Source organism: Duganella rivi (genome assembly GCF_009857435.1).
Lineage (GTDB): Bacteria > Pseudomonadota > Gammaproteobacteria > Burkholderiales > Burkholderiaceae_D > Rugamonas > Rugamonas rivi.
The window spans coordinates 574,458-598,057 of sequence record NZ_WWCK01000004.1; the positions used below are offsets into that span (position 1 = coordinate 574,458).

The following is a 23,600-nucleotide window of genomic DNA, read 5'->3' on the forward strand; positions in this document are numbered from 1 at the left end:
AGATCGCCGCATCGCCAAAGGGTTTCAGTATTACTTAGCTGCCAAGTCTTTTTCGTAGTTGGCGACGCCGGCCAGAATCTCTTCTTTGGCGGCTTCTGGGCCGTGCCAGCCTTCGATCTTGACCCACTTGCCTTTTTCCAGATCTTTGTAGTGCTCGAAGAAGTGCTGGATTTGGCGCAGGCGCAGTTCGTTCAGGTCTTCCGGCTTCTGCCAGTGGCTGTAGATCGACAGTACTTTGTCGACCGGCACCGCCAGCACCTTGGCGTCTTCACCGGCTTCGTCGGTCATTTTCAGCACGCCGATTGGACGGCAGCGCACTACCACGCCTGGGATCAGTGGGAATGGGGTGATGACCAGCACGTCCACTGGGTCGCCATCGGCCGACAGGGTGTTCGGCACGTAGCCGTAGTTGCACGGGTAGTGCATGGCGGTACCCATGAAGCGGTCAACGAAGATCGCGCCCGATTCCTTGTCGACTTCGTATTTGATCGGGTCAGCGTTCATCGGGATTTCGATGATGACGTTGAAATCGTTCGGCACGTCTTTGCCGGAGGATACTTTGTTCAAGCTCATGGGATTTCCTTATATGCAGGCGGTGTTTAACCGCGACATTATATCGAAGTACAGGCCGCTTGTGCAGCGCAACACCCTTGAACATTTGTTATGATAAGGGTCATCCTTATTTGAAATCCGAATTATGATTTTCCGCCAACTGTTCGATCCGACTTCGTCCACCTACACCTACCTGCTCGGCGACGGCGGCGACGCGGTGCTGATCGATCCGGTCTACGAGCAAGTGCCGCGCGATTTGGCGCTGTTGCAGGAACTCGGGCTCAAGCTGCTGGCGACGCTGGATACCCACGTTCACGCCGATCACGTGACCGGCGCGTGGCGCTTGCACCAGCGCTGCGGCAGTGCGATTGCGCTGTCGGAAGTGGCGGGCGCGAGCGGCGTCGACAAGCCGCTGCGTCATGGCGACACCATCCGTTTCGGCAGCCGATCGCTCACGGTCCGCGCCACGCCGGGCCACACCAGCGGCTGCCTGACTTATGTTTTAGATGACGAGAGCATGGCCTTCACCGGCGACAGCCTGCTGATTCGCGGCTGCGGCCGCACCGATTTCCAGCAGGGCAGCCCGCAGCAATTGTTCGCCTCGGTGCACGAACAAATTTTGAGTTTGCCGCCTGCGTGCCTGCTCTACCCTGCGCACGATTATCGCGGCATCACGGTGACCAGCGTGGCGGAAGAGCGCCGCTACAACCCACGCCTTGGCGGCGACGTGGACGTGGGCGATTTCACCGGCCACATGACCAATCTGAACCTGCCGCATCCAAAGCTGATGGCGGTGGCGGTGCCAGCCAATATGCGCAGCGGCAAGCCGGAAGGCGACGCGCCAACCGACGCGCCGGACTGGGCGCCGCTGACCTTGCGCTTCAGCGGCGTGTGGGAAATCGAACCGATGGGCTTGCTGGAACAACTGAGCAAAGTGCAGATCGTCGACGTGCGCGAAGCTCCCGAATTCATCGACCGCCTGGGCCACCTGCACGGCGCCACGCTGGTGCCGCTGTCGCAGCTAACCGAACGCATGGCCGAGTTCGATAAAGAGCAGCCTATCGTAGCCGTGTGCCGCTCCGGCGTCCGCTCCGCCCAGGCCAGCGTGCTGCTGGCCAAAGCCGGCTTCACCAAAGTCGCCAACCTCGCCGGCGGCATGCTCCGCTGGAAAATCGAAGGCTTCCCGGTCGACTCCGACCCTGCGTAAAAAAAGGCCGCTAACAAGCGGCCTTTTGACTTAGAGGATTGTCGCCAGTGCGCACTGGCGGTAGTGGTTGGCGGCTTCTTCTTCCTGCCCCAGCGCTTCGTGCATTTGCGCCAGCTTGAGGTGGGATTCGCGCACCATGCGCGGATCGGAGGCGTCCGACAGCGCTTGCTCCAGATAGCGCTGGGCTTTGCCCCACAGTTTTTGCTTCAGGCACAGCGAACCCAAGGTCAGCGCCAGCTCGGCATCGGTTGGACGGGCATTGGCCCAGTTCTCGCAATGCTCGATCTGCATCAGCAGCGCTTGCGAACCGGCCGGGGCCGCCGCTTCGCGGTAGGCGCGCACCACGCGCTCGTCCCAATCCGCAGCCAGCGATTCTTCCGCCACCAGTCGCGCTTCGTCGTGCAGGCCGCGTGCATTCAGCGCGGTCGCGGCGCGGCACGCCACGTATGGCTTGATGCGGTCGGCATTCGGCACGGTGGCCCAGACGCGCAGCAGCGATTCAGCATCGTGGCTGGCATCGGACAGCAAATCATCGTAAGCCAGCTCGCGCAGACGCGACGACAAGGCCGGATGCAGTGCACGGTGCTTGTCCAGCGAGCGCACCAGGCGCAGCACTTCCGGCCAGTTCTTGGCTTGCTGCTGCGCTTTCAAGGACATCTGCAAGGCGTGAATGTGGCGGGTGCCGCTGGCATTCAACTCGCGCACGGCTTCCAGCGCCTGCTCCGGCTGGTGATCGTCCACCAGCAGCTCGGTGGCCGTCATCAGGCGCGCGGTTTTCATGCTGCTGTCATCGGCCAGCTTGTTGAGCCAGTTGTCGCGGCGCGCCGATTGACGCATGCGGTGCGCGGCGCGGGCGCCGATCAGCGCGGCCACGCCGGCGTTTTCCGGCAATTCCGAGGCGCGCAGTGCGGCCTTTTCAGCGTGGCCGAAGCGGCCTTCGAACAGGGCTTTCAGTGCTTCGCGCAGGCCCTTGTTGCCATCACGCTCGCGCTTGTGCTGGCGATACGCTGCCACCTTGCCCGGCATCTTGATGGTCGCGCGGAAGGCCCGGATCAGGATGTACAGGAAGGCAAACAGCGCCGCTTCCAGCACCACGAAGAAGTTCAGCGACAGGTCGATGCGGTGCGGCGGGTAGAACAGCACCACATTGCCCGGATTGAAGCGCGCCGTCACGGCAATGCCGATGGCGGCGGCCATCATGGCGACTAACCAGAGAAATAAACGCATGACTATGGCTTCGCTTTGTAGTTGCGCACAGCGTTCAGGCTGTCGGACAGGGTCGGCATCTCAATCGCGAGATTGCTGCTCTGAACCTGACGCAGCAGTGCCTGCACGGTCTGGGTGGAACGGGCGCGGGTGTCGAAGTATTTGACCAGCGCTTCCTGTGCTGCGATCAGGTCGGCGCGGAAGGCGCCTTCGTTACGCGACAGCAGCGCCATGCGGGCATTCAGCAGGCGCAGTTTGAGGTTTTCGCGCAGGAAGTAGGCTTGGGTCGGCGACAGCATCAGCGCATCCGGCGTATCGACATTGCGCACGCGGATCAGTTGGCGAACGTCGGTCCACATCTCGCTGCTCCAGCCATTCCAGCCGTCTTGCAGCGCTTGCAGCCATGGGCTGGTGGTTTCTTCTACTTTCACCGGCTTGCCATCTTTGCCGTGCACGACCTTGGCCTTGGCTTTCTTTTCCGGCGGCGCAGGCAGGGTCGGCTTTTCATCCGACAGCATCGGCAGCGTATCGATTTGCGCGATGGCGTTATCGAGGCGCAGCGCCACGCCGACCGAATCCACGCTCGGCAGCGCTTTCAGCTTGTCAGTGTCGCGCGCGATGGCGCGGCGGATGGTGATGAATTGCGGCTTGTCCGAACGCGACAGGCTGCGGTCGGCATTTTGCAGCGCGATCAGCGCGCCCGGCACGTTGCCGGCCAGTTGCAGCTGCTGCGAGGCGGTCGACAGCACTTGTTCGATCTCGGTCAGCGCCCACTCGTCGCGGTTCTTGGACAGATCCTGGTATAACTGCTCCAGCGCCAATTGCTGGCTCTGCGCTTCCTGCTGTTTGCTCTCCAACAGCGCGACCTTGGCTTGCAGTTCCTTGGTGCTTTCCTGCACGTTGCGCACGAGGTTGCCGGTGTCGGCGTTGCTGGCGTCGCCCTTTTGCAGGCGCAGCGCCATTTCCTCGCGCAGCTTGTTGACCCGCGCGTGCGACGACCACGTCTGGCCGGCCAGCAGGATGGTCAGCACGACGATGCCCACCGCCAGCATTTGCGGCTGTTGCAGGGTTTCGAGCAGGCTCGGTTCTGGCTGGGCCGGGGCCGGCGCCGGCGTCGGTGCAGGCGGCGGAGTCTCGGCAGGCTTCGCGGACGAAACCGCTGGATCAGGTAAGGTAGGCAAATCGTTCATAGGCATGATTGTAACGCGGCCAGCAGGCGTTCGTCGCCTGATCCTGTGAGCGTCAGCTTGGAAAATCCTAAATTATTTGCCGTTTCGGCAATACGGGCATGTGGCACGATGAGATGCTGTTGTTGCATAGCTACAACGCTATTGTGCTGCATTGCGTCAGGGTGATGCAAGTCCAACTGATGCAGGAGAGCGACCAGACCGCGCAGGGCTTCAGAACTGGTAATGATCCAGTCGTTTTGCTGCGCCAGCAAACGGCGCAGGGTGGCGGCCAGTTCGGGCGTCAGCGGCGGCACCGAGCGGCGGTAGGCAGGCACCACGTCGACCAGTGCGCCGGCGGCGCGCAGGCCGTCGGCCATCAGCTCGCGGCCGCTGTCGCCACGGATGATGAGGACTGGTTTGCCGTTCAGGGCGGACAGATCCAGCGTTTGCAGCAGGTGTTCGGAGTCGCTCTGGGCGGCGTCGCCCGGGCTGACGATATCGGACACGCCATGGGCAGCCAGAGCGGCGCGGCTGCCCTCGCCGACCACGGCTGCCGTTACACCTTCCGGCCATTGCGCAATGTGGGCGAAGGCGGCGTCGATGGCGTTGGGCGAGACGAAGGCGACCAGTGCGTAGCGGTGCAGCTGCGCCAAGGCGGCCAGCAGCGCGGACTGGTCTTCCAGCGGCGCGATTTCCAGCAGCGGCAAGACTTCCACCGCGCGGCCCAGCGCGGCAACGCGCTCGGCCAGCGGCCCGGCTTGCGCCAGCGGACGGGTGATGACGACGGCGCCGGTCATCCTCGGATCAGGCGGCCGGCTTGCCGGGAACGGCGGCTGCGGCATCACCGGCGGCGCCAGGCGCGGCGGCCGTGGCGTCGGCGGCCAGCGTGGCCGAGCGGGCGTCGGCTTCGGCTTGGGCGGCTTCGCTCAGGCAGGACGACAGGATATCCTCGGCGTCCTGCGCGCGCAGCAGCTCGGCCACTTGCGCGCCCAGCGCTTCGGCGTCAGCCGCGGCGCCGCGCACCTCGGCGCTGGCCATGCGCGTGCCGTCCGGCGTGGCGACCATGGCGCGCAGGTGCATGTCGGCGCCGTCGACCGTGGCAAAGGCGGCCAGCGGCACCTGGCAGCTGCCGCCAAATACTTTCGACACTTTGCGTTCAGCCGTGACGGCTTGCGCGGTGGCTTCGTGATTCAGCGGCGCCAGAATCGCCATCAGGTCGAGGCCGTCGCTGCGCTCGGCAATCTCAATCGCCATTGCGCCCTGCCCTGCGGCCGGCAGGCTGGTTTCCGGCGGCAACAGTGCGCGGATGCGCTGCGGCAGGCCCAGGCGCTTGAGGCCGGCGGCAGCCAGAATAATGGCGGCGTAATCGCCACGATCCAGCTTGCCCAGGCGTGTATCCAGATTACCACGCAGCGGTTTGATCACCAGATGCGGATAGCGCGCCGCGATCAGCGACTGGCGGCGCAGGCTGCTGGTGCCGACCACGGCGCCAGCCGGCAGCTCGTCCAGCGAGGCGTAATCGTTGGAAACGAAGGCGTCGCGCGGGTCTTCGCGCTCCAGCACGGCCGCCAGGGCGAAACCTTCCGGCAACTCCATCGGCACATCCTTGAGCGAGTGCACGGCCAGATCGGCACGGCCCTCGGCCATCGCCACTTCAAGTTCCTTAACAAACAAGCCCTTACCGCCGACCTTGGACAGGGTGCGATCCAGAATTTGATCGCCGCGCGTCGTCATTCCGACAATTTTGACATCGCACTGCGGATATAATATTGTCAAGCGTTCGCGCACGTGTTCCGCCTGCCACATGGCAAGGCGGCTCTCGCGTGAGGCGATCACCAATCTGGACGGGGGAGTTACCAATTCGGATGTTTTCAAAACCAGTTCTTTCGCTGTAGCTGACGCTAACCGGCGCAAGCCAGTACCACGCGCGTGTTTAAGATCACAAATTTTAGCATGCTCACCTTCTCGCAGAACCGGGTCACAAGCCCATGCACCGACATTTATCTCTTTGTGGCTTAACACATGGCAAACCAATCTAGTGCAACGCATCTCACTGCTGAACAACCGGGCGTAGACAAGGACGCGCCTCTGAAGGAAGACATTCGCTTACTCGGTCGCCTGCTGGGCGACGTACTGCGCGACCAGGAAGGCGAGGAAGTCTACGCCGTGGTCGAAACCATCCGGCAAACCGCCGTGCGCTTCCGCCGCGAAGCCGACGCCGGCGCCGCCAAGGAATTGGACGGCATGCTGAAAATCCTCACCAAGGAACAGACGATTTCCGTGGTGCGCGCCTTTTCCTATTTCTCGCACCTGGCCAATATCGCCGAAGACCAGCACCACATCCGCCGCCGCCGCGCCCACTTGCTGGCCGGCTCGAACCCGCAGCAGGGCAGCGTCAATTTCGCGCTGTGCAAGCTGAAGGAGGCCGGCGTGAAGGCCGACACCGTGTCGACCTTCTTCAAGGAGGCGCTGATTTCGCCGGTGCTGACCGCCCACCCGACCGAGGTGCAGCGTAAATCCATCCTCGATGCCGAGCACGATATCGCGCGCCTGCTGGCCGAGCGCGACCTGCCGCTGACGCCGAAGGAACGCGCCGCCAACCTGCACCTGCTGCGCGCGCGCATCGCCACCTTGTGGCAGACCCGCATGCTGCGCTACTCCAAGCTGACCGTGGCCGACGAGATTGAAAACGCCCTGTCCTACTACCGCATCACCTTCCTGCGCGAACTGCCGGGCTTGTACGATGACATCGAGCAGGACATCGCCCACCACTACGGCGAGAGCGCCGAGATCAACGCGCCCTACGTGCAGATGGGCAGCTGGATCGGCGGCGACCGCGACGGCAATCCGAACGTGAACGGCAGCACCATGTCGCACGCGCTGACCCGCCAGGCCACCACCATCCTCGATTTTTACCTGGAAGAAGCGCACACGCTGGGCGCCGAACTGTCGATTTCGACCCTGATGATCGCCTGCTCGCCGGAATTGCAAGCGCTGGCCGACCAGTCGCCGGACACCTCCGATCACCGCGCCGACGAGCCATATCGCCGCGCCCTGATCGGCATCTACGCCCGTCTGGCCTCGACCGCGCGCGCACTCGGTGCGACCAATATCCTGCGCAAGGAAGTCGGCCACGCCGAGCCCTACGCCGATGCATCCGCCTTCTCGGCCGACCTGCAAGTGCTGATCGACTCGCTCAACGCCAACCACGGCGGCGTGCTGGTGCAGCCGCGCCTGTCCACCTTGAAACGCGCGGCCGATATCTTCGGCTTCCACCTGGCTTCGCTGGACATGCGCCAGTCGTCGGATATCCACGAGCGCGTGCTGGGCGAGCTGTTCGCCAAATCCGGCGTGCAAGCCGACTACGCCGCGCTGGACGAAGACGCCAAGGTCAAGCTGCTGCTGAACGAGCTGTCGCAGCCGCGCCTGCTGAATTCGCCGTACGTGAGCTACTCCGCCGAGACCGTGTCGGAACTGGGCGTGCTGCGCGCGGCGCGCGAGATCCGCGCCCGCTACGGCGCGCGCGCGATCCGCAACTACATCATCTCGCACACCGAGACCGTGTCCGACCTGCTGGAAGTGCTGCTGCTGCAAAAAGAGCTGGGCCTGCTGCGCATCGCGGAAAAAGAGCTGGATCTGATGGTGATTCCGCTGTTCGAAACCATCCCCGACCTGCAACGCGCGGCCGGCATCATGGAAGCCGTGATGGCGATCCCGCTGGTGAAGGAACTGATCGCCAAGCAGGGCCAGATCCAGGAAGTCATGCTGGGCTACTCGGACTCCAACAAGGACGGCGGTTTCCTGACCTCCAACTGGGAGCTGTACAAAGCCGAGACGCACCTGGTCAAAGTGTTTGAAAAAGCCGGCGTCAAGCTGCGCCTGTTCCACGGCCGTGGCGGCACGGTTGGCCGCGGCGGTGGCCCGTCGTACGAAGCGATCCTGGCACAGCCGCATGGCACCGTGAACGGCCAGATCCGCCTGACCGAACAGGGCGAGATCATTGCCTCGAAGTTCTCCAACAAGGACATCGGCCGCCGCAACCTGGAACTGCTGGTCGCGGCCACGCTGGAAGCGAGCCTGATGCCGCTGTCGGAAGACGACGCGCACCAGCAGCAGCTGCGCGGCTTCGAAGCGGTGATGGCCGAGATTTCGGATCGCGCCTACAAGGCCTACCGCAACCTCGTCTACGAGACCCCGGGCTTCACCGACTACTTCTTTGCCGCCACGCCGATTGCCGAGATCGCCGAGCTGAACCTCGGTTCGCGCCCGGCCTCGCGCAAATCGACCAAGCGCATCGAAGACTTGCGCGCAATTCCATGGGGCTTCTCGTGGGGCCAGTGCCGCCTGCTGCTGCCGGGCTGGTACGGTTTCGCCAGCGCTATCGGCGGCTGGATTGCCGACGGCGACAAGGCCGAGCGCCTGGCGCAACTGCAGTCGATGTTCCAGCACTGGCCGCTGTTCGCCACCCTGCTGTCCAACATGGACATGGTGCTGGCCAAGACCGACCTGGCCATCGCTTCGCGCTACGCCGAACTGGTGCAGGACAAGGAACTGCGCGAGCGCATCTTCAAGCGCATCACCGAGGAGCATGCGAACACGCTGGAGATCCTGCAAAGCATCACCGGCGCCACCGAGCGCCTGGCCGGCAATCCGCTGCTGGCGCGCTCGATCCAGAACCGCTTTGCCTACCTCGACCCGCTGAACCACTTGCAGGTTGAGCTGATCAAGCGCCACCGCGCGCTGTCAAACGAAAGCAAGGCCGACGAGCGCGTGCACCGCGGCATTCACCTGTCGATCAACGGCGTGGCGGCCGGCCTGCGCAACACCGGCTAAGCCTGCTTAGCGCCAGTTAAATCCCCGGCCTCCTCACGGACGCCGGGGATTTTTATTTAGAAAAATGCAACAAATAGCAATCTTGCATTACAATTATTCCAAGCCAACTTGCCCGGAACATCATGCCCCACTCGTTTGCCTTCCCGCCATACGCCGAACTCAGCCAAGTCATGGGTTGGCTGCAAGCCGAGAGCGGTGAGCCGCTACTCGCCAGCGAAGCCGAACTACGCGACATCATCGCTCTGATGCCGCATCCGCTGTTCATTAAAAACAGCCGGTCGCAAGTCGTCATGATGAACCCGGCCTGCGAGGTGCTGTGGGGAGTCAGTGCTGCCGAGGCGGTCGGCACCGATGGCAGCGTCCACATGCCGCCGGAGCAAATCAAGCTACTGCGCGAACACGACCTGCACGCTTTCGCCAGCGGCCGCACCTGCATCGATGAAGCCTACCTGTGGAACAAGGCGCGCCAAGGCATGGGCTGGCTGCTGACCTACAAGCGCCCGACCTACCACAGCGACGGCACACCGCATTTGCTGATTTGCAGCGCCATCGACATCACCGAGCGCAAGCAGAAGGAAACCGCGCTGGAGCAGGCGCTAGAGCAGACGCGGCAGATCGCGGCGCAACAGCGCAACGCGGTAGAAAGCCAGCACCGGCGGCTGGCGCTGAATACGCAAGATAACTTGGCGCAAAACCTGATGGCGCTGAAGCTCGACATCGCCATGCTGCACGCGCGCACCGGCGAACAGCAACCGCTGCTGCATGAACGCGCATCGCAGGCGCTGGACACGCTCAGCGCCAGCATCAGCGCCGTGCGCGACATCATCAACGAACTGCATCCGGCGACGCTGGAACTGGGCTTGTCGGCGGCGATCGAGTGGCAACTCCAACAGATGCAGCGGCGCCAGGGCCTGCCATACCGCCTGCTGGTAGCGAACGACAGTGCCACGCTGAGCCAGCAACAAACCAGCGCCCTGTTCCACGTCGTCCAGTCCGGCCTGCGCCACCTGGCCGCCGGCGCCAGCGAACTGCAAGCCGAGCTGGATCTGCAAGCGAACCGGCTCGCCATCACGCTCAGCAGCGACCGCTCCGGCAACGGCGCCGAAACAGCCACGCTCAACGCCATGCAAGGCCGCCTCGCCGCACTCGGTGGAACGCTAAGCGCCACCTCGCGCAGCCTGCACATCAGTGTTGCAGGTGCTATTTGAGCGGCAGCCAGGCTGGCTTATTTTCGACAAACCACTCGCGTTCAACTGGGCCGGCGTATTCCGGCTCCAGCGTGCCGAGCGTGATGGCAATGCGGTCTGGGGATTCAGTGCTGCGCCAGAACAGCGTCGAGCCGCACGCGCGGCAAAAACCACGGCGGCCATGATCAGAGGAAGCGTACTCGGTTATCAGCTCCGCCCCCGCTTCGACCACAAAGCCGGCACTGGCGACATTCGCATATGAACCAGCCGCCGCGCCATGCTGCTTCTGGCACATGGTGCAATAGCAATGGCTTGCATGCGCGACCGGCAACGCCGCGCGATACCGCACGCCGCCGCACAAACAGCTTCCCTGCAAGTAATTGGATTCAGTCATCGCACCATCCTAGCATAGGCGAAAAAAAGGAGGCACATGGCCTCCCTTCTCTATCTGCTCTGCTAACGCTTAGTTCTGCGTCAGGAACGTTTTCAGCTTGTCCGAGCGCGATGGCTGGCGCAGCTTGCTCATGGCCTTGGCTTCGATCTGGCGGATACGCTCGCGGGTCACGTCGAACTGCTTGCCCACTTCTTCCAGCGTGTGGTCATTCGACATTTCCACGCCGTAGCGCATGCGCAGCACCTTGGCTTCGCGCGGGGTCAGCGAATCCAGCACTTCCTTGATGACGTTGCGCATCGAGGCGTGCAGCGCGGCGTCCAGCGGCGCCAGCGTGGTGTTGTCTTCGATGAAGTCGCCCAGCTGCGAATCGCCGTCCTCGCCCATCGGCGTTTCCATCGAGATCGGCTCTTTGGCGATCTTCATGATTTCGCGGACTTTGTTTTCCGGCATTTCCATCTTCACTGCCAAGGTCGCCAGATCCGGCTCGCTGCCGGTTTCTTGCATGATCTGGCGCGAGATGCGGTTCATCTTGTTGATGGTCTCGATCATGTGCACCGGCACACGGATGGTACGCGCCATGTCGGCGATCGAACGGGTAATCGCCTGACGAATCCACCAGGTGGCGTAGGTCGAGAACTTGTAGCCGCGACGGTATTCAAACTTGTCCACCGCCTTCAGCAGGCCGATATTGCCTTCCTGGATCAGGTCGAGGAATTGCAGGCCGCGGTTGATGTATTTCTTGGCGATCGAGATCACCAGACGCAAGTTGGCCACGGTCATTTCGCGCTTGGCCTGGCGCGCGCGTTTTTCGCCGGCCGCCATCTGCTTGTTGATCTTGCGCAGGTCGGCCAGCGGCAGCGCCACACGCGATTGCAGATCGATCATCTTGCGTTGCAGTTCCTTGACGGCTGGCACGTTACGGCCCAGCACGGTGCTGTATGGGTAGCCGGCATCGACTTCGCCATCGACCCAGTCCAGATCCGTTTCATTGCCTGGGAAGACTTTGATGAAGTGGGCGCGCGGCATGCCGCAGCGGTTCACGCACAGTTCCAACACGGCGCGCTCGATGTGGCGCACTTCTTCCATCTGGCCGCGCAGGGTGTCGCACAGCTTTTCGACGACCTTGGCGGTGAAGCGGATGCCCAGCAGTTCTGCCGAAATCGCTTCTTGCGCCGCCACGTAGGCCTTGGAACCGTAGCCGCCGCTGGCCTTGCGCATTTTCTCGAACTGCGCCGAGATGAAGGCGAATTTTTCCAGCGCGGCGGTTTTCAGTTGCGCCAGTTGCTCGGTCGAGTAGCCGGCCGCGCCGCCGCCGACGTCGCCGTCTTCTTCCTCGTCGTCCTCTTCGTCCTCGTCCTCGTCATCCGAGGCGGCCGCGGTCACGGCAGGCGCAGGGGTGTTTTCGTTCGGGTCGACGAAGCCGTCCACCACGTCGTCCACTTTCATTTCGTCCGATTCGATCTTGCCGGCCAGCGCGATGATTTCCGCGATGGTGGTCGGGCAAGCCGAAATCGCCTGGATCATGTCTTTCAGGCCTTCTTCGATACGCTTGGCGATCTCGATCTCGCCTTCGCGGGTCAGCAGCGCCACGGCGCCCATTTCACGCATGTACATGCGCACTGGGTCGGTGGTACGGCCGAAGTCGGAATCGACGGTCGACAGCGCGGTCGCGGCAGCCGCTTCCACTTCGTCGTCCGAGGTCACGGTGGCGACGTTATCGCTCAGCAGCAGCGCTTCCGCATCCGGCGCGCGCTCGTAGATCGCGATGCCCATGTCGTTGAAGGTGGCGATGATGCCCTCGATCGCTTCTGGATCGATGATGTTCTCCGGCAGCTGGTCGTTGATCTCGGCGTAGGTCAGGAAGCCGCGCTCGCGGCCCTTGTTGATCAGGTTCTTGATCTGGGTACGGCGTTTTTCCAGCTCTTCAGCCGACGCTTTCGGATCCATGCCCAGCAGCTCGGCGCCGCCTTTGGCCTTGCGTTCGCGGGCTTTCGACACGGCTTTCAGCTCGGCGCGCTCGACCGCGTTCAGCGCGGCGATCTCGTCGTTTTCCGGCATGAACTCGGATGGCTTGCGGCCACGGCGGCCCGGCACTTTCACGCCCGGCAGCTGGTAGCCCGAGGTGTCGATCGACGCCAAGGTGGCGGCATCGGTCACCTGGTTGACGGCTGGCGCGGTGGCGCCGCTGGTGACGATCACCGGTGCTGGTTCCAGTTTGGCCTTCACCAGTTTGGATTTCGGCGCAGCCTTGACCACCACCGCAGGCGCATCGGCCTCGGCCACGGCGGCAGCGCTCTTGCGCGCCACTTTGACTACTTTGACCGCTTCGTCGGCCACCTCGGCAACCGGCGCATCCGCTTCCACTTGCGCAGCAGCATCCGCTGCCGCGCTCAGGCGGGTTTTCTTTTTGACTACCGTAACTTTGCTCGCTGCCTCTTCGTTATCGATCACATAAGATAGCGTGGTCTTCGGCACCACCAGCGGCGCGGCGCTAGCACGGGTGGGCTTCTTGACGGACAACGTTAAAGTTTTCGGTTTGGTCATTAAAAATCTCTCAAAGCGTGCTCGCCGAAAATTACAAAAAAGCTAGCCCCGCGCCGACCGCGAGCGGTGCGCTTGGGTGGAAATGTTGTAATTTAGCTGACGATTATCTGCGGAATAAAAAAAGCCCGCTTCCAGCCACGGGCTTGTTTCTCTTATCAGGGAAGATCAAGGGTATTGCGTTAGTGCGTCGAGCATTATACACGTTTTGGGCCGCAAAAGCACACGCGTGCGCCACGCTAAGTCCATCTTAAGCCTGAGCAAATTGACACAGTAGCTCAAAAGGCACTGCAATCCGCTGCCCCCCATGATATGCTGACGGCTGTTGCTTAACCTATGAAGTCGATGAACACTAGTCTTACCCCACAGCCACCGGTTGCCGAGCCAGCCCCAGCTGCCTCCACCCCGGCGCCTGCCGCCCTGTCCCCGCGCAGCCTGCTGAAACAACTGCAAACCCAATTCCCGGCCTTCCGCGATTTCCTGCCGCTATCGATTGGTATCGACAAGCAGTTGCTCGCCGTCATGCCTGATCTGGATCGCAAAACCATGCGCACCGCGCTGGGTATTCACACCGGTTCGCTGCGCTACCTGAAAGTCATGGAAAAAGCCAAAGTGCGCCATGACCTCGACGGCAAGCCAGGCGCCGAAGTGACCGATACCCACCGCGCCCACGCCACGCAAGTGCTGCAAGAGCGCTACAAGAAAGAAGCCGAGCGCAAAAAAGCCGAGCGCGAAGCCAAGGCAGCCGAGGAAGCCGCCAAGGTGCGTGCCGACAAGCTGAACCAGCTGGCCGCGAAATTCTCCAAAAAGGGCTGAGTTGGATAGCCCTGTCGCGGCCGACCAGGCCGATGCGGCGGCAGAAGACAATCTGCCGCCCTACCTCGGCATTAGCATTGCCGATGTCCAGATGGTGGTCACGCCGGAACAGGCCGTCGCTGCGCGCGACGCCCTGCTGGCCTGCGACGCCATCGGTTTTGATACCGAGTCCAAGCCGACCTTTACGCGCGGTGAAACCTCCACCGGCCCGCACCTGATTCAATTTGCCACCGATAAGCAGGCCTTCCTGATGCAGATCGGCGCCAGCACCGAGCCGTTCATGCGGGCGATGCTGATCGCCGTGCTGGAACGGCCGCTGCCGCTAAAGATAGGCTTCGGCCTGTCGGACGACGTCAAGCGCTTGCACGCCAAGCTGGATATCCGCGCGGCCGGCATCGTCGATATGTCGGTGGCGCTACGCGCGCCCGGGCAAAAGAATGATCTTGGCGCGAAAACGGCGGTGGCCAAATTCTTCGGCCTCAAGCTGCAAAAGTCCAAGAAGATTTCCACCACCAACTGGGCGCTGCCGCGCTTGAACGAAAAGCAGATCTTGTACGCGGCGGACGATGCGCAAGTGGCGCTGCGTGTCTACCGCCATTGGATAGAGCTTGGCAACAAGCTGCCGCCATTGAAACCGGTGAAACTGCCGAAACCAGCCAAAACCGGTATATCCTAGTCAAGCGGCCGCCATGCGCCGCCTTGCACAAGGAGGGGTATGCCGATTTTCGCCGCATTCAGTATGGCCGCCGCAATGGCCGCCGCACCCGTCGCACCGCCCGATACGCTGGAACAGCGCGTGGCCGCCTGCCTCGCCTGCCACAGCGTAAAAGAGCGCGGCGACGCCTACTTCCCCCGCATTGCCGGCAAGCCTGCCGGTTATCTCTACAACCAGCTGCGCAATTTCCGCGACGGCCGCCGCCATTACCCAATGATGACGTATATGGTGACGCGGCTGACGGATGATTACCTGCGCGAGATTGCCGATTACTTTGCGGCCCAGCATCCGCCCTATGCTGCGGCAACGGCAGGCAGCGGCGCTCAAGCTAACGCTGCGCAGCTGGCACGCGGCGAAGCGCTGGTGCGGCAAGGTGATGCGGCCAAGAAGATTCCCGCCTGCGTCGCCTGCCACGGCACGGCGCTGAGCGGCGTTGAGCCAGCGATACCCGGCTTGCTCGGCCTGCCCAGCGATTACATCAACGCCCAGTTCGGCAACTGGAAAAGCAAGTCGCGCCGCGCCGCCGCGCCCGACTGCATGGCCGACATCGCCGCCCGCCTGAGCGATGCCGATGTCGCCGCGGCCTCCGCATGGCTCAGCCAGCAAGCCCCCGACACCAACGCCCGCCCCGCGACCAGCCTCCCCGCCCCGCTACCGCTGGCCTGCGGCAGCGTCCCTGCGTCCGCCGCTTCCAGCAGCGCAATCGCCTCGCCCCATCAAGCCACGGCAGGCGCAAGGACAGCAGCACTGCCGGCTGCCGCGCCATCGCCGCGCGGAGGTGCGAAATGAGGAAAATCGTTTATACCATTATTGCCATTTTGCTGGCCGCCTTGCTGCTCGCCGCCACACTGCTGGCGCAGCAATTCCGGGCCGACGACCTGACGCCGCCATCCGCGGCAACTGCCGCCCTGGCGCCCGCCGAACGCATCGCCCGTGGCGCCTATCTCGCGAAGGCCGGCGACTGCATGGCCTGCCACACCGCGCGCGGCGGCGCCCCCTACGCTGGCGGCCGCGCCCTGCAAACCCCGTTCGGCAGCGTGATCTCGCCCAACATCACCGCCGACCGCAACACTGGCATCGGCGCCTGGACTGCCGACGATTTCTGGCGCGCCCTCCACCACGGCAAATCCAGGGATGGCCGCCTGCTCTATGCGGCCTTCCCCTATCCGAACTACACCCGCATCACCCGCGACGACGCCGACGCCCTGCACGCCTACCTGCAAACCGTGCCCGCCGCCAGCCGCGCCAACCAGCCGCATCAGCTACGCTTCCCTTACAACACGCAAATTGCACTGGCCGCGTGGCGCCTGCTGTTCTTCAAGCCGGAAATCTTCCAGCCTAACAGCACACAATCGGTGGAATGGAATCGTGGCGCGTATCTGGTGCAAGGCCTGGGACATTGCAGCGCCTGCCACAGCGCGCGCAATCCGCTCGGCGCGCAGGCCGGAGAAAGCCTATCCGGCGGCATGATCCCGGCGCTAGGCTGGTACGCGCCCGCACTCAATGCCCGCGGCGACTGGCAGCAAGAACACATCACCGCCTTGCTGAAGACCGGCGTCTCGCCGCGCGCCACGGTGTTTGGGCCCATGACGGAAATCGTGAAAGAAAGCCTGCAATACCTGGACGACAGCGACATCAACGCCATCGCAAGCTATCTGCGCACCATGCCGGCCGACGCCAGCTCGCCTACCTTCGAACGGGACAGCGGCCCGGAAGCCGTGGCGTTCCTGGCGGCCGGCGCCAAGCTGTACGAGAAGCATTGCGTGGACTGTCACGGCGCCAGCGGCGCCGGCATGCCGCCGGCCTATCCGCCGCTGGCCGGCAACCGCGCCTTGACGATGGAAAATGCCGTGAATCCGATCCGCATCGTGCTGAATGGCGGCTTTGCGCCTGCCACGGCAGGCAACCCGCGTCCATACAGCATGCCGCCTTTCGGCCACGTGATGAACGATACGGAAGTGGCGCAGGTCGTCTCCTACCTGCGCAGCGCATGGGGAAATAACGCGCCACCGATCAACAGCACCGACGTCAATCGCTACCGCGCCATTCCGCTGGATTGATTACGGTTCGACAAAACCGATGCGGTCGGTGGTCGCATTGCGCGCGTCCTGCACCGAGATCTTGCCCTCGGCCAGCAGCGCGTGCAGCGAGGTGTTCATGGTGTGGCAGCCCTCGCCCGGCTTGTCTTCCATCCAGATGCGCAGGTTGGAAATCTGGCCCTCGGCAATCATCTCGGTGACTTCCGGGTTGTTGGTCAGGCACTCGGTGGCGAGGTAGTAGCGCTCGCCCTTCACGGCCGGCAGCAGCGCCTGGCACAGCACGCCACGCAGGGCGTGCGCCAAGGCCTGCGCCTGCGGCTCGGTGTTGCCGAGCAGGCGCATCATCTTTTGCAGGCCCAGCTCGGTCGAACGTGCGTGCAGCGAGGCCAGCACCAAGGGGCCGGCTTCCGCCAGCGCCAGCGCTTCCTGCGCCGTTTGCGCATCGCGGATTTCGCCGATGCAGATCACGTCCGGGCGCTCGCGCAGCGCATCCAGCGCGCCGAGGTAGAAGCTCTCGACGTCGCCATCAAAACCCACCTCGCGCTGCGTGATGACGCATTGGCGCTGCGGGATCAAGGTCTCCACCGGGTCTTCAATCGTGATGATGTGGCCGGAGCGGTGCTTGTTGATATCGTCCAGCATGGAAGCGATGGTGGTCGACTTGCCTTGGCAAGTGTCGCCAATAATCAACACCAGGCCGCTGGTCAGCTTGGCGAAATTTTGTTCGTGCTGGCCCAGGCCCAGCTTGGCCAGCTGCATCGGCTCTTTCGGGAAGCGCCGAATCACGCAGCCGAGGCGTTTGCGGCCCTGGAAGCTGAAGCAGTTGGCACGGATGCGGGCGGTGTGCAGGTCAACCGCGCGGTCGAAGGCGCGGTCTTGAATCCGCTCGGCCCAGTTGGGTTCGACCACCTCGAAAAACTCCTGCAATTCTTCGCGTGTAATCGGAGAGTCGGTGACGGCAACCAGCCCCTTCGGCTGGCGCAGCATCAAGGGACTGTTCTGGTGGATCAGGATATCGCTGAAAATCAGCTTGGAGTTCAGCAGGTGCAGGATCTGCTCGACGAGGGTGCCGAAGACCGGGTGGTCTTCGTTCTCAATGTAGCTCAGGGTGCGGATTTGCGACGACTGGTAGTGTTCCATCTCTGTTCAGATCTCCGGTGGGTCCCGGACGATTATAAGAGAAAAACTTGCAGAGTCGAAACTTTTTAGCTGCGCAGCTTGGGGTATTTGAAGCCGGTGCGCAAATCCATGCTGAAACGTGTGCCTTTTTCGGTCACCAGCACGTGCTCCGGCGGTTCCTCGCCGGCCAGCGGGCGATAAAACACCGGCAAGCCCTCGGATTTGCGGATCAGTTCGTCGCAGCGCTCGAACACGTTCGGGCAGCCGGTATCGGCCAGCAAGGCTTGCACGATAGGCACTTTCCAGGCGTCGACGCCGGCCGACTGGAATTGGCAGATCAGAAAACCGGCGGTACCGCCCCAGCTATCGACCAGCAGGCCCGGCAAGCCGTCTTCGTCGCCGCGGATCACCGGCACCAGCTCGGTCGGCAAGGCGGCGCGCACGGCGGCGGCGCGCTTGGCGATGGCGGCGCGCACGCGGCGCTTCATCATGGCGTGGTCGACCGGCTCGTCTTCCTTGTAGCTCCAGACGCGGGCGCGGATCTCGGAATTCGGGTTGTAGGCGGCGCGCGCCAGGAATTGGCGCGACGAGGTCTGCACGATGGCGGTGGCGCCGGGCTTGTTCTTTTCTTGCGGGCGTCCGTCGACGCGCTCGATGGCGGTGGCGTAAATCAGGATATCGCCTGCCAGCAGGCGTTTTTCCTTGCCCTGTTTGATGGTTATAGTCAGCATGGACGAATGATACCTCATGCGCCGCCCATTCCCGGTGTAGCGCATTCTATTCCGCCGAGGCTGCAATCCGTCGCAGCACGGTTTCGGGCGGCGCGGCGAGCCCTTAGGATGCAAACTCAAGATCACTAGAGGAGAGCATCATGACCATCCGCCGCATCGTATCCGCACTTTTCCTGGCCACCGGCGTACTGGCCGCCAGCGCCCTTATCGTCACCACGCAAGCCGGCCCGTTAAGCTGGATGAGCGGCGCCGAGCGCGTGCAAGGCAGCGGCAAAATCGTCAAGCAGAACCGCGAAGTTGGGCATTTCAACGCGCTGTCGGTGGGCGTCAGCGGCGACGTCGAGATTCGCCTCGGCAGCACCGAGGGCGTTACCATCGAGACCGACGACAACATCCAGTCGGCCATCGAAACCGTGGTGGAGAACGGCACCCTGCGCATCCGCCCGCTCAAGAACAACCTCAAGCTCGACACCCGGATCATGAAAATCGTGGTGCAGGCGCGCACGCTGGACAAGCTGTCGATCGGCGGCTCCGGCAACGTCACCGCCGACAAGCTGCGCGGCGAAAACCTGACCATCGACGTTGGCGGTTCCGGCTCGATCAGTGTTGGTCAAATGGAAAGCGAATCCGTGGCGATCGCCCTGGGCGGCAGCGGCAGCCTGAAAGCGGCCGGCAACACCGAGCGCCTGCAAGTGTCGATCGGCGGCTCGGGCCGGGTGCAAGTGGGCCAATTGCAGGCGCGCGACGCGGTGGTCAGCATCGGCGGCTCCGGCCAAGCCACCGTCTGGGCCAGGAAATCGCTGAACCTGAGCGTGGCCGGCTCGGGCGACATCAACTACTACGGCGATCCGCAGATCAGCAAGAGCATCATGGGCTCCGGCACCATCAAGCGCCTGGGCGGCGCACCGCAAAACTAAGGCCGCCCATACGCGATGGGCGAATTTCTGGCAAAGTATAGGGCGTTAGCGCCGTCAAACTGGCGCAGCAACACATTTAAATGACCGGAGATTCCCCATGACCACTATTTCCTACCCAGACGTCCGCCTGCTGATTGGCAATGAATGGACTGACGCCACCGGCGGCAAGACCATCCAGGTGATGAATCCGGCGACCGGCAAAGCCATTGGCACGGTCGCTCACGCCAGCACCGCCGACCTCGATCGCGCACTGGCGGCGGCGCAGCGCGGTTTTGAAGCATGGCGCAAAGTGCCGGCGTTTGAACGTACCGCCATCATGCGCCGCGCTGCTGCGCTGTTGCGCGAACGCGCCGGCGACATCGCTGTGCTGCTGACGCAGGAACAGGGCAAGCCGCTGGCGCAAGCCAAGGGCGAAGCGCTGGCTGGCGCCGATATCATTGACTGGTTCGCGGCCGAAGGCATGCGCGTGTATGGCCGTATCGTGCCATCGCGTAATCCTGCGGCGCAGCAGTTGGTGCTGAAGGAGCCAGTCGGCCCGGTGGCGGCGTTCACGCCGTGGAATTTCCCGATCAATCAAGTCGTCCGCAAACTGGCGGCAGCGCTGGCCACCGGTTGCTCGTTCCTGTGCAAGGCGCCGGAAGAAACCCCGGCCTCGCCGGCTGCGCTGTTCCAGTGCTTCGTTGATGCAGGCGTGCCGGCGGGCGTGGTGGGGCTGGTGTTCGGCGATCCCGCCGAGATTTCCAGCTACCTGATTCCGCATCCGGTGATCCGCAAAGTGACTTTCACCGGTTCGACGCCGGTGGGCAAGCAGCTGGCTTCGCTGGCTGGCCTGCACATGAAGCGCGTCACCATGGAGCTGGGCGGCCACGCTCCGGTGATTGTGGCGGACGATGCGGATGTCGCGCTGGCGGTGGAAGCAACCGGCGGCGCCAAGTTCCGCAACGCTGGCCAGGTGTGCATCTCGCCTACCCGCTTCCTGGTGCACAACAGCATCAAGGAAGAATTTACCCGCGCGCTGGTGGCGCATGCCGAGCGTCTGCAACTGGGTAACGGCCTGGTGGAAGGCACGACGCTGGGCCCGCTGGCCAATCCGCGCCGCGTCGCGGCGATGAGCCAGTTCGTGGAAGATGCACGCGCCAAGGGCGCCAAGGTTGCCACTGGCGGCGAACGCGTTGGCACTGACGGCAACTTCTTCGCGCCAACCATTCTGGCCGACGTGCCGCTGAATGCGAGTGTGTTTAACGATGAACCGTTTGGCCCGCTGGCGGCGATTCGTGGCTTCGACACGCTGGATGAGGCGATTGCGGAATCGAACCGCCTGCCGTTTGGCCTGGCTGGTTATGCGTTCACGCGTTCGATCAAGAATGCGCACCAGTTGATGAACAATGTGGAAGTGGGCATGCTGTGGCTGAACCAGCCTGCCACGCCTAGCGCCGAGATGCCGTTTGGTGGCGTGAAAGATTCGGGCTATGGCTCGGAAGGCGGCCCTGAGGCGCTGGAAGCTTATCTCAACACCAAATCGGTATCGCTGCTGGGTGTGTAAGCGCCTCTCAGCCCTCGGCAAATAATTGTTGAGGGCTAACACCAGCGATCAAAGATTTAATCCAAGCGCGGAGCTGGCTGCTGTCAGCTTCCGCGATCTTCGGCGCAGCCGCAGCAGGCACATCTCCGGTCAGCAAATCATCCAGCACGTCGCGCAACGCCAGCAGCTCCCCTTGCTGCAATCCCTGCTGCACTCCTTGCTGCCTTCCTTCTTGAATCCCCTGCTCGAGTCCTAGTTGCCGACTCTCTTCCGGTCCTTTCTTAAGTTCCTCGAAGAACTCATCATTAAAGACCTCTTCAAACCTAAATTTTCTTTTTGGTGGCATAGCAAAGTCCTCCTCGATGTCTAGGTTAGCGCCGCCTAAGTCGTCTTGCAAGGTGAGCTGCAGCCAATTAGCGAGGCTGTCTCTAACTGACGCTAGATCAGCTTGTCTCATCCTCTTGGCGAAGGCAATGGCGGCGACATGTATCTCCGCTTCAGTCGATGCTCGCAAGACATCGAACAGCAAGCTGACGATATCGCCCCGATCAGAGTCATGGCGCTGATCGATCAACAGATATTTCTGATTCGCCTGAAAGCGCTCCAATCCGTCCGGCGGCGACAGCATCAGCTGGCTCAACTCGGTAGCAGCACGCCATGGATGGTGTCCGTGATAGAACACGATAGGCAACACCGGCGGCAGCTTGCGCCCAGTCGGCTGTTAGGAAGCCAGCCACCAGGTCGCGCACGATTTCGGGATGGGAAAATAGCTGCTTGTAGATGGCGTCGCGGCGGGAGTTCATGAAAATATTCTAGCCATCAGCATCATTGCCGAGTACGCTAGGCGGCGAGCTGGGTTTGGCGCTCCTCAACAAGACATCAACTTTAGGGAGAAATACTTGAAAGCGATCACCTCGTCTATCCTGATGCTGGCCTGCGCGGCGGCTTGCGCAGCAGAGCCCACTACCATCGCCGTCAAGGCCGCCCACATGGTCGATGTGCGCAGCGGCACGCTGGTCGACAACGCCGTGGTGCTGATCAGCGGCGAACGCATCACCGCCGCCGGCAGCAAGCTCGCCATCCCGGCCGGCGCCCAAGTCATCGACCTCGGCAACAAGACCTTGCTGCCCGGCCTGATCGACGCCCACACTCACATTACCGGCGCGCCGGAAGACGCCGGCTACAGCATCATCGCCAAGTCCGTGCCGCGCGTGACGCTGGTCGGCGCCAAGAACGCGCTGACCACGCTGCGGGCTGGCTTCACCACCATCCGCGACGTCGGCGCCGACAACTACACCGACATCGGCCTGCGCGACGCCATCAACGACGGCGACGTGCCCGGCCCGCGCATCCTCGCCTCCGGCCCGCCGCTCAGCATTACCGGCGGCCACTGCGACGACACCATGCACGCGCCCGAGTACAAGTCCACGGCCCTCGGCGTGGCCGACGGCGCCGACGAAGCCATGAAAGTCACCCGCCGCAACATCAAGTACGGCGCCGACGTCATCAAGATTTGCGCCACCGGCGGCGTGCTGTCCTTCGGCGACGATCCGCGCACCTCGCAATACACGCTGGACGAATTGAAGGCCATCATCAGCGACGCCCACCGCCTCGGCCGCAAGACCGCCGCCCACGCGCACGGCGGCGACGGCATCAAGCTGTCGGTACTGGCCGGCGTCGATTCGATCGAGCACGGCTCCTACATCGACGAGGAAGGCATCAAGCTGATGAAGGAGCACAAGACCTATCTGGTGCCAACGCTCTACCTCGGCGACTGGCTGATTGAAAACGCCGAAGCCATCAAGCTGCCGAAGCCGCTGTTGGAAAAAGCCAAGGTGGTGCTGCCGACGGCCCGTGTCAACATCGGCAAGGCAATCAAGGCCGGTGTGCCGATTGCTTTCGGCACCGACGCCGCAGTCTACCCGCACGGCCTGAACGCGCGCGAGTTCGCCGTCCTGGTGAAACTGGGCATGACGCCAGCGCAAGCGATCCGCACCGCCACTGTCAATGCGGCCGATCTGCTGGGCTGGAGCGACAAGGTAGGCAGCATCGAGGCCGGCAAGTTTGCCGACCTGATCGCCGTGGATGGGGAGCCACTGAAAGATGTGAAAACACTGGAGCAAGTCCAGTGGGTAATGAAAGGCGGCGCGGTCGTGAAGTAATCAGTGCGCGTGATGCGGCGTACCGGCCGGTGCAAGCAAGACTTCCAGCACCGGTGCGGGCGCCTTCATCTTTTCACCGGCGATTTCATCCCACGCCACGCTCACCTTGCCGCACTCCTGCACGATGCGGAAGTACAGCTTGCCCGGCTCGCTGGCCAGCTTCACCTGCACCACGAACTCATCGAAGTAAGCATCGGGCAGCGAGCCGCCGCGCCAGCTGATTTCGTTCAGTGCGCCGTTGTTGACGATGTTGATTTTCCAGCCCGCCTTGGGCATAGGCTTGGCGTGCGACGCGCCCTCCGGCAGCGTGACGGTCAGGCCGGTGGTGGCCTTGCCGTCGCAACCGTGGCCGACGCGGAAGGCCAGCTTCTGATACGTGCCCGCATAGCCGTTGGCCTGATCCAGCGTCACGTGCGCTTGTGCAGCCGTGGCGCAGGCCAAGGTATATAGCGCCAGCAAAGTGAAGCACTTCTTCATCGCAGCCTCCCTA

Annotated in this window: 21 protein-coding genes; 10 read left to right on the forward strand and 11 right to left on the reverse strand. The window is 63.0% G+C overall.

The window, feature by feature from the left end:
• Nucleotides 1–30: 30 nt before the first annotated feature.
• Entirely contained in the window at nt 31–573 is a 543-nt protein-coding gene (gene ppa, locus GTP45_RS15030; protein ID WP_161014668.1) for an inorganic diphosphatase, read from the reverse strand.
• A gap of 124 nt (nt 574–697) precedes the next feature.
• On the opposite strand from ppa, the gene GTP45_RS15035 reads away from it, so the two are divergent.
• Nucleotides 698–1,759, forward strand: a complete 1,062-nt coding sequence (locus tag GTP45_RS15035; RefSeq protein WP_161014669.1) for an MBL fold metallo-hydrolase — start codon at nt 698–700, stop codon at nt 1,757–1,759.
• A gap of 30 nt (nt 1,760–1,789) precedes the next feature.
• Here GTP45_RS15035 and GTP45_RS15040 read toward each other — a convergent pair whose 3' ends face one another.
• Genes GTP45_RS15040 through hemC form a run of 4 tightly spaced genes read right to left on the reverse strand, consistent with a single transcriptional unit; the run spans nt 1,790 to nt 6,009 of the window.
• Nucleotides 1,790–2,986 carry a heme biosynthesis protein HemY gene (locus GTP45_RS15040; RefSeq protein ID WP_161014670.1) on the reverse strand — a complete coding sequence of 399 codons (1,197 nt, stop codon included), beginning with the start codon at nt 2,984–2,986 and terminating at the stop codon, nt 1,790–1,792.
• 2 nt (nt 2,987–2,988) lie between these two features.
• Nucleotides 2,989–4,155, reverse strand: coding sequence for a uroporphyrinogen-III C-methyltransferase (locus GTP45_RS15045; protein ID WP_161014671.1), 1,167 nt, complete (start codon nt 4,153–4,155; stop codon nt 2,989–2,991).
• Nucleotides 4,152–4,931, reverse strand: coding sequence for a uroporphyrinogen-III synthase (locus GTP45_RS15050; RefSeq protein ID WP_161014672.1), 780 nt, complete (start codon nt 4,929–4,931; stop codon nt 4,152–4,154). Before GTP45_RS15050 ends, GTP45_RS15045 begins: the two co-directional genes overlap by 4 nt.
• A 7-nt stretch (nt 4,932–4,938) precedes the next feature.
• On the reverse strand, nt 4,939–6,009 hold the full coding sequence (hemC, locus tag GTP45_RS15055; protein WP_161014673.1) for a hydroxymethylbilane synthase: 1,071 nt from the start codon (nt 6,007–6,009) through the stop codon (nt 4,939–4,941).
• 147 nt (nt 6,010–6,156) lie between these two features.
• Here hemC and ppc point away from each other — a divergent pair, with 147 nt between their 5' ends.
• Both ppc and GTP45_RS15065 read left to right on the forward strand, forming a co-directional pair.
• A complete protein-coding gene (ppc, locus tag GTP45_RS15060) occupies nt 6,157–8,967 on the forward strand; it encodes a phosphoenolpyruvate carboxylase (protein ID WP_161014674.1) in 2,811 nt (936 codons plus the stop codon).
• A gap of 122 nt (nt 8,968–9,089) precedes the next feature.
• A complete protein-coding gene (locus GTP45_RS15065) occupies nt 9,090–10,175 on the forward strand; it encodes a PAS domain-containing sensor histidine kinase (RefSeq protein WP_161014675.1) in 1,086 nt (361 codons plus the stop codon).
• On the opposite strand, the gene GTP45_RS15070 is transcribed toward GTP45_RS15065, so the two are convergent.
• Together GTP45_RS15070 and rpoD are read right to left on the reverse strand one after the other, a co-directional pair.
• Entirely contained in the window at nt 10,168–10,548 is a 381-nt protein-coding gene (locus GTP45_RS15070) for a GFA family protein (protein WP_161014676.1), read from the reverse strand. The two genes, GTP45_RS15065 and GTP45_RS15070, sit on opposite strands and share 8 nt — an antisense overlap.
• Nucleotides 10,549–10,617: 69 nt before the next feature.
• Nucleotides 10,618–13,092: an RNA polymerase sigma factor RpoD gene (gene rpoD / locus GTP45_RS15075; RefSeq protein ID WP_161014677.1), complete on the reverse strand. Its 2,475-nt coding sequence runs from the start codon at nt 13,090–13,092 to the stop codon at nt 10,618–10,620.
• 333 nt (nt 13,093–13,425) lie between these two features.
• Between rpoD and GTP45_RS15080 the strand changes: the two genes are divergently transcribed.
• The 4 genes from GTP45_RS15080 to GTP45_RS15095 all read left to right on the forward strand — a co-directional run bounded on the left by GTP45_RS15080 (nt 13,426) and on the right by GTP45_RS15095 (nt 16,680).
• Complete coding sequence (locus GTP45_RS15080) at nt 13,426–13,905, forward strand: ProQ/FINO family protein (RefSeq protein ID WP_161014678.1); 480 nt, start codon at nt 13,426–13,428, stop codon at nt 13,903–13,905.
• Between the two features lie 91 nt (nt 13,906–13,996).
• Complete coding sequence (locus GTP45_RS15085; protein WP_161014904.1) at nt 13,997–14,581, forward strand: 3'-5' exonuclease; 585 nt, start codon at nt 13,997–13,999, stop codon at nt 14,579–14,581.
• Between the two features lie 39 nt (nt 14,582–14,620).
• The gene (locus tag GTP45_RS15090; RefSeq protein WP_161014679.1) at nt 14,621–15,409 is read left to right on the forward strand and encodes a c-type cytochrome; all 789 of its coding nucleotides are present in this window, start codon (nt 14,621–14,623) and stop codon (nt 15,407–15,409) included.
• Complete coding sequence (locus tag GTP45_RS15095; protein WP_161014680.1) at nt 15,406–16,680, forward strand: cytochrome c; 1,275 nt, start codon at nt 15,406–15,408, stop codon at nt 16,678–16,680. The genes GTP45_RS15090 and GTP45_RS15095 overlap by 4 nt, the downstream gene beginning before the upstream one ends.
• On the opposite strand, the gene GTP45_RS15100 is transcribed toward GTP45_RS15095, so the two are convergent.
• Both GTP45_RS15100 and GTP45_RS15105 read right to left on the reverse strand, forming a co-directional pair.
• Complete coding sequence (locus GTP45_RS15100) at nt 16,681–17,799, reverse strand: type IV pilus twitching motility protein PilT (RefSeq protein WP_161014681.1); 1,119 nt, start codon at nt 17,797–17,799, stop codon at nt 16,681–16,683.
• 65 nt (nt 17,800–17,864) lie between these two features.
• The gene (locus GTP45_RS15105) at nt 17,865–18,509 is read right to left on the reverse strand and encodes a class I SAM-dependent rRNA methyltransferase (protein ID WP_161014682.1); all 645 of its coding nucleotides are present in this window, start codon (nt 18,507–18,509) and stop codon (nt 17,865–17,867) included.
• A gap of 140 nt (nt 18,510–18,649) precedes the next feature.
• Between GTP45_RS15105 and GTP45_RS15110 the strand changes: the two genes are divergently transcribed.
• Together GTP45_RS15110 and GTP45_RS15115 are read left to right on the forward strand one after the other, a co-directional pair.
• Nucleotides 18,650–19,426 carry a head GIN domain-containing protein gene (locus tag GTP45_RS15110; protein ID WP_161014683.1) on the forward strand — a complete coding sequence of 259 codons (777 nt, stop codon included), beginning with the start codon at nt 18,650–18,652 and terminating at the stop codon, nt 19,424–19,426.
• Between the two features lie 97 nt (nt 19,427–19,523).
• Nucleotides 19,524–20,969 (forward strand): NAD-dependent succinate-semialdehyde dehydrogenase, encoded by a 1,446-nt coding sequence (locus GTP45_RS15115; RefSeq protein ID WP_161014684.1) that lies wholly within the window; start codon nt 19,524–19,526, stop codon nt 20,967–20,969.
• Between the two features lie 7 nt (nt 20,970–20,976).
• On the opposite strand, the gene GTP45_RS15120 is transcribed toward GTP45_RS15115, so the two are convergent.
• Nucleotides 20,977–21,642 carry a hypothetical protein gene (locus GTP45_RS15120; protein WP_371874459.1) on the reverse strand — a complete coding sequence of 222 codons (666 nt, stop codon included), beginning with the start codon at nt 21,640–21,642 and terminating at the stop codon, nt 20,977–20,979.
• A gap of 205 nt (nt 21,643–21,847) precedes the next feature.
• On the opposite strand from GTP45_RS15120, the gene GTP45_RS15125 reads away from it, so the two are divergent.
• Nucleotides 21,848–23,110 (forward strand): Xaa-Pro dipeptidase, encoded by a 1,263-nt coding sequence (locus GTP45_RS15125; RefSeq protein WP_229258470.1) that lies wholly within the window; start codon nt 21,848–21,850, stop codon nt 23,108–23,110.
• On the opposite strand, the gene GTP45_RS15130 is transcribed toward GTP45_RS15125, so the two are convergent.
• The gene (locus tag GTP45_RS15130) at nt 23,111–23,587 is read right to left on the reverse strand and encodes a YcnI family copper-binding membrane protein (protein ID WP_161014685.1); all 477 of its coding nucleotides are present in this window, start codon (nt 23,585–23,587) and stop codon (nt 23,111–23,113) included.
• Between the last annotated feature and the right edge of the window lie 13 nt (nt 23,588–23,600).

Excerpts from the sequence above, each read along its gene's own strand:
- GTP45_RS15085 (WP_161014904.1), top strand. The coding sequence starts at position 13,997 with ATGGTGGTCACGCCGGAACAGGCCGTCGCTGCGCGCGACGCCCTGCTG.
- GTP45_RS15095 (WP_161014680.1), top strand. The coding sequence starts at position 15,406 with ATGAGGAAAATCGTTTATACCATTATTGCCATTTTGCTGGCCGCCTTG.
- ppa (WP_161014668.1), bottom strand. The coding sequence starts at position 573 with ATGAGCTTGAACAAAGTATCCTCCGGCAAAGACGTGCCGAACGATTTC.
- GTP45_RS15090 (WP_161014679.1), top strand. The coding sequence starts at position 14,621 with ATGCCGATTTTCGCCGCATTCAGTATGGCCGCCGCAATGGCCGCCGCA.
- rpoD (WP_161014677.1), bottom strand. The coding sequence starts at position 13,092 with ATGACCAAACCGAAAACTTTAACGTTGTCCGTCAAGAAGCCCACCCGT.
- GTP45_RS15040 (WP_161014670.1), bottom strand. The coding sequence starts at position 2,986 with ATGCGTTTATTTCTCTGGTTAGTCGCCATGATGGCCGCCGCCATCGGC.
- GTP45_RS15045 (WP_161014671.1), bottom strand. The coding sequence starts at position 4,155 with ATGAACGATTTGCCTACCTTACCTGATCCAGCGGTTTCGTCCGCGAAG.
- GTP45_RS15050 (WP_161014672.1), bottom strand. The coding sequence starts at position 4,931 with ATGACCGGCGCCGTCGTCATCACCCGTCCGCTGGCGCAAGCCGGGCCG.
- GTP45_RS15115 (WP_161014684.1), top strand. The coding sequence starts at position 19,524 with ATGACCACTATTTCCTACCCAGACGTCCGCCTGCTGATTGGCAATGAA.
- ppc (WP_161014674.1), top strand. The coding sequence starts at position 6,157 with ATGGCAAACCAATCTAGTGCAACGCATCTCACTGCTGAACAACCGGGC.
- GTP45_RS15130 (WP_161014685.1), bottom strand. The coding sequence starts at position 23,587 with ATGAAGAAGTGCTTCACTTTGCTGGCGCTATATACCTTGGCCTGCGCC.
- GTP45_RS15110 (WP_161014683.1), top strand. The coding sequence starts at position 18,650 with ATGACCATCCGCCGCATCGTATCCGCACTTTTCCTGGCCACCGGCGTA.
- GTP45_RS15035 (WP_161014669.1), top strand. The coding sequence starts at position 698 with ATGATTTTCCGCCAACTGTTCGATCCGACTTCGTCCACCTACACCTAC.
- GTP45_RS15105 (WP_161014682.1), bottom strand. The coding sequence starts at position 18,509 with ATGCTGACTATAACCATCAAACAGGGCAAGGAAAAACGCCTGCTGGCA.
- GTP45_RS15100 (WP_161014681.1), bottom strand. The coding sequence starts at position 17,799 with ATGGAACACTACCAGTCGTCGCAAATCCGCACCCTGAGCTACATTGAG.
- GTP45_RS15080 (WP_161014678.1), top strand. The coding sequence starts at position 13,426 with ATGAAGTCGATGAACACTAGTCTTACCCCACAGCCACCGGTTGCCGAG.
- GTP45_RS15070 (WP_161014676.1), bottom strand. The coding sequence starts at position 10,548 with ATGACTGAATCCAATTACTTGCAGGGAAGCTGTTTGTGCGGCGGCGTG.
- GTP45_RS15065 (WP_161014675.1), top strand. The coding sequence starts at position 9,090 with ATGCCCCACTCGTTTGCCTTCCCGCCATACGCCGAACTCAGCCAAGTC.